The organism is Chryseobacterium salviniae, assembly GCF_035819015.1.
Lineage (GTDB): Bacteria > Bacteroidota > Bacteroidia > Flavobacteriales > Weeksellaceae > Chryseobacterium > Chryseobacterium salviniae.
Map to the genome: position 1 here is coordinate 1 of NZ_JAYLAA010000049.1, position 3,972 is coordinate 3,972.

Below are 3,972 nucleotides of genomic sequence, written 5' to 3' on the forward strand. Positions count from 1 at the left end.
CAATTGCCCCAATCACCAATATTACCTTCCCCATGTACCCCATGACATCACGCATGATACACCTGCTGGATTTCATAATAAAAGCCGTAGCCTGACCCTTTTGCAAGAGCCTGATGGTAAGTTCCCTTAGCCACTTCCACAGTAGTGGTTTTGCCGGTGAGATCTATCCCGTTGCCAAGGCTCAGCTCAAGCCAGTCGTTCTGCGTAAGATTGTAAGTTTTTACTAATTCTTTGTAGGTTCCGTCCGGTTCGAGGCTTAATATCAGATTTTCTACCGGAGCATCAGCAGGAGCGTTATCTCTATTGATTTTAAAGGTATAGGTATGATAAGGGCCATATTCAATATACACCACATCCTCGGTATCTATGGAAATCCCATCTCCATATTGCACTACTTTTCCGGCAATATTCTTTGCTTCAAACCCGCGTTTTGCTTTTTCCAGTTCGGGAAGAAGCTTTACTTTGTGTTTGCTTTCGTTTAAAGAAATTCTTTTGGAAGTAAGCTGGAATTTAGAACTGTTAATACTATTCATATCCTGCTCAGGAAATACATCATTCCTACAGGAAAATAAGGTATGGAACACTAATAATAGAAATAGCCATGAAATTTTTTTCTCATTGTATGCTTACTAAAAAGCCTCCGAAGAGGCTTTGACATTATTGTTTAGTCAAAATTATCTCTTGCTTCTCAGGGAACGTTTGCGAAAAAGTACTTGGACATTCCCCTACTACAATATCTTTATCAGAAATATAGAAAATCCTCATCTGATTGGGAGTACTTGGATTTATTCGTAAAGATACTGTCCCATGATTTATACAACCTCTTGGAACAGATCCTGAAAAAATCATTCTGTAGCCCTGTAAATCGGTTGTAAGCCCTAATCCTGAAAAATGGGTTTTACTATCATCCGGTTCATTCAAATTATCGTAAATTGTCATAGGAAAATTACCTGTTGTGATTATTCTCAATCTGCCTGTTATTTCATCTTTTTTCATTCCCATATCATCATATAGATTTTTATTAAACTTCATTTCGTAAGTCCTTCCATTATATACTCCTTTCCAAGTTCCGATATACTTATTTAATGTATTGTTTATATCTTTTACATAATTGTAATTCATAGAACAATTTGGATTATCTCTACATTGAGCCGCTTGTTCTAAAGACACTGTTTGAGATTTACACGAAATAGCCAAAAGAGCTACAAATAGTTTGATTAGATTTTTCATATTTATATTTTAGATTGGGCAGATATTTTTAACGGTGTCTGTTTTATCAGCATTTAACTTTATTTCAGTAGTTGTTCCATCAGAATTCATACGGTACAAAGTTATACCATATAAAAGCATTTTTTCCTGAATATATTTTAAAAATGCTAATTCAAGCTTGTCTGGGCTTTTAATATGATCTTCCATTGCTTTAGCAAAAGGATCTCTATGGATAGCAGCTTCGGTATCAGTAAAAGTTTTGATTTGATATTGATTTCCTGTGAATCTAATTTGATAATTACCCAAACTTGATACCATTACTCCATAGACATCACTTAAAGATTGCCCTTTGGTTTGTGCATTTTTTACCAAATCCATAAAATAAGCAGCATCGGCTGGAGAAAACATTTTAATACCTTTCCTTTCGTCACCACTTGTTGTTGTATAGTCATTTACATGGGTATGCATAAAACCTTTTATGTAAGTATTTGTTGATACGTCTGGCATAGTAAGAGAATTTGCGTCATCAGTTGCGCTTGCATTATCTTTATATACGTAAGCTCCTCCCCATTTTTGTATGTAGCCTGTTTCCTTTTTAAGACCCGTTTTCCCTTGCAAAGTATCCATTCTTTTTTTAAAGTTATCGTCGTTTCTCTGTGCTTTTATCTTCTCACAAGGAGTCTGTGTTTGAAGATTCCCACCCAAATTCGGCAGCGTAGGCGTTCCTGTATTACAGCCTGTTTGCGATTCTAATGTTGTACCTGGGTCTTGTGGCTGCGAAATGATGCCGTTTCCATCGCATGGCTGGGAAGTATTGGCAGATCCGTTACTGCCACCCGGTTCGGTTGTTCCGCCTCCTGTTCCTCCTCCCTGGGGATTGGTAACTCCGGGAGGAACCCCTTCCCCGGTACCTCCGCCGCCTACCATCTCGCATACACGGGTTACGGTAATCACCAGTACAGATTGCGTCTCAGCCTGACAAGGTCCACCGTCCTCATCAGAGGCTTCTCCATGATTGTGAACGCCTTCACTGCAAGAAGTATAATAAGAAATTGTTTTATAGTAACATATCATATCCTGCTTCATGGCAGATGAGTACGTTCCGCTTTCTAATGGGGTATAGCTTACTTTTCCGGAAAGGTCTACCATACCCCCTGCATTCATGGTTTGCTTTTCCTGTTCCGTAAGGTTATAAGTGATGAGCATTTCCCTCAAGGTTCCATCCGAAAGGGGGCTTAATACCAGATTTTCAACCGGAGCATTTTCCGGAGCATTCTCTCTTTCGATCTTGAAAGTGTAGGTGTAATAGTTGGGGCCATTCTCAATATAGATCACATCATCCGTATTGATGGAAACCCCGTTTCCATAGTGCACCACTTTTCCGGCGGTATTTTTTGCTTCAAACCCATGTTTTGCTTTTTCCAGTTCGGGAAGAAGCTTTACTTTGTGTTTGCTTTCGTTTAAAGAAATTCTTTTGGAAGTAAGCTGGAATTTACTGCTGTTGGAATAAGCTTCCTGCTCAGGAAACACATCATTTCTACAGGAAAATAGGGTAAGAAACACTGTTAATAGAAACAGCCATGAGATTTTTTTCATCATGTTCATTTGTTTTTGTGATTAAATATATAAATTTTATCCCTCAAATATGAAAAAAATAAATAAATTTCAATGCCCTATTTTTGATGCATATTTATTTTTAGAAAAAAATTATATTTGTTCTATTCAAATTGATATATCTATGAATGCAACAATTGGTAAGAGAATTAGAAAATATAGAGAAGAAAAAGGTTTTTCTCAGGAAGAAGTTGCCGAAAAGCTTCATATTTCACGTTCAACGTATCAGAGAATTGAAAACGGAGAAACTAATTCATGGGTCAATCATATTGAAAATATCTGTACTTCGCTGGAAATAAATATGGATGAATTGCTAAAGTCGGAAGAAGGTTTCACACAAATCAATAAAGAAAACTCTTCGAGTGATAACGCTTATAATAATATGATTCAAAATCAAACCAATAATTATAATTCTTCCGAAAAGCTGATAGAGCAATATGAAGAACGCATTAAAGAATTAAAAGAACAGGTAGAATACTGGAAAAGCCAGGCTGAAAACAGCAAATAATTTCCTTTTTTCCCGAAAAGCTGTTGCACCCCTGCAGTGACTTTTCGGGAGCACCCGAAAGTTTACCGCACCCTCGCAACGGCTTTTCGGGAAACTCCGAAAGCTTTCTGCAGCCTGCAGGAGATTTTCGGGAACACCCGGAAGGGATTTTATGCAAGAGCCTGCCGGAATACAATAATTAATCGCATCATACGGTTTAAATAATAAAATATACACAAATGAATTTTATCGACTTACCCAAACTCCGCAATGCAGAATACCTGCAATATGTAAAAGACTTCTCAGGAATTATCACCCTGAACAATCCCGCAACCTTACAGATCGACGCCAAGCTTTCCGCCTTCAATACCAAAATTTCCGAGCTGGAAAACCTGTATAAAAAAGCATTGGGGAACGAGAAAACACAAGATCTCTTGCTGTTGGATGAAAGAAGGGATAATGCCATCAACGGAATTTACTATTTTCTTTTGGGGCATTCTTATCATTTCGAATCAGATAAAAAACAGAAGGCACAATTGCTTCTCGACAATATGGCTCTGTACGGAAGCGGTATTGCCCGTTTAAACTATCAGGCAGAGACCGCCACGCTTAATAATCTCATCAAAGATTGGGAAAATAAACCCGAACTCAACGATGCGGTT

At 37.8% G+C, this 3,972-nt stretch carries 5 protein-coding genes; 2 read left to right on the plus strand and 3 right to left on the minus strand.

Features of this window, described 5'->3' with window-relative positions; all coding sequences use genetic code 11:
* Positions 1 to 47 precede the first annotated feature (47 nt).
* The 3 genes from SOP96_RS15145 to SOP96_RS15155 form a co-directional block, all read right to left on the minus strand.
* Positions 48 to 533 carry a hypothetical protein gene (locus SOP96_RS15145; RefSeq protein ID WP_326321765.1) on the minus strand — a complete coding sequence of 162 codons (486 nt, stop codon included), beginning with the start codon at positions 531 to 533 and terminating at the stop codon, positions 48 to 50.
* Between the two features lie 124 nt (positions 534 to 657).
* Positions 658 to 1,230, minus strand: a complete 573-nt coding sequence (locus tag SOP96_RS15150) for a DUF6705 family protein (protein WP_326321766.1) — start codon at positions 1,228 to 1,230, stop codon at positions 658 to 660.
* A gap of 9 nt (positions 1,231 to 1,239) precedes the next feature.
* Complete coding sequence (locus SOP96_RS15155; RefSeq protein ID WP_326321767.1) at positions 1,240 to 2,808, minus strand: hypothetical protein; 1,569 nt, start codon at positions 2,806 to 2,808, stop codon at positions 1,240 to 1,242.
* 139 nt (positions 2,809 to 2,947) lie between these two features.
* Between SOP96_RS15155 and SOP96_RS15160 the strand changes: the two genes are divergently transcribed.
* Positions 2,948 to 3,331, plus strand: a complete 384-nt coding sequence (locus SOP96_RS15160; protein ID WP_326321768.1) for a helix-turn-helix domain-containing protein — start codon at positions 2,948 to 2,950, stop codon at positions 3,329 to 3,331.
* A 218-nt stretch (positions 3,332 to 3,549) separates the two neighbouring features.
* Positions 3,550 to 3,972, plus strand: a 423-nt coding sequence (locus SOP96_RS15165; RefSeq protein ID WP_326321769.1) for a DUF6261 family protein, incomplete at its 3' end; no start/stop codon positions are given.